Raw genomic sequence first — 842 nt, forward strand, 5'->3', positions numbered from 1 at the left:
GGGATATCTTCTATCCTCTCGTCTAGCTGGAAGCTTAAATAAGACCAGTGTATTGAGTAAGTGCTGCCAGTGTATTGGAATGTTCCCTGGACTCATTATAGATACTGACGAGAAATACTGAATGACAGCCATCGAACTGCTAGAGAAACTAAGCTGGTTAGGCCATATCCCTGTAACTGTCGCCGCCATCGTCATTATTCTTCGTATTAAATTATAGGCGAGTAACACGCCCCATAGCTCCTGACGCACCATGTCTGGACGCTTGCTTCTTAAATGGTATGCGCTATCAAGCATGGTTTGTTTGATTTCTCTAAACCCAAGCTCTATCTCCCAACGATGACAATATAATTCAACAATTTCATTACCTGGATAACGCAATCTATCCGTCATCGAGGTTAATATACGGTAGCTTTTGCCCTTTATTGTTTTACTGATTAATCTCGCTTTAATCGTTTCAGGAACATCGGGAAAGTTTTTTTGTGCATGCTTTGTTGTTTTCAATTCAATGATATGGTCATTTTTACCCGCGCTGGAGATGATTTCATACTGTAAGTCGGGCCTTGCTGGTATCAGCCAGTGCCTCATCTTCCCAGTTTGGTGCCAACGATTTAACAGGCCTAAAGAATAATATCCTTTATCAAACATAGTCAGTGAATTATCTGGTGTACGTTCAATTAAACGCTCAGCTAATTTCATCTCGTTGGTTTTATAGTTATCAAACTCGCTACTGAGCAGTTGATGGCTGGTCAATTCCATATGACAGACCATGCGTATTTGAGGAAAGGCTGTATCACCGTATTGGTTGCTACCAGAAGAGAAGGCTTTACGATTATCAGGCGTGT

1 protein-coding gene is annotated in these 842 nt (G+C 41.3%); it reads right to left on the bottom strand.

Annotated features, from left to right (window positions below; genetic code table 11):
* The coding region (locus I6F50_RS20145) for an IS4 family transposase (RefSeq protein ID WP_197177155.1) at nt 1-842 on the bottom strand (842 nt) is incomplete at both ends.

The sequence above is a fragment of the Pseudoalteromonas sp. NZS127_1 genome (genome assembly GCF_015864295.1).
GTDB classification, from domain to species: Bacteria; Pseudomonadota; Gammaproteobacteria; order Enterobacterales; family Alteromonadaceae; genus Pseudoalteromonas; species Pseudoalteromonas arctica.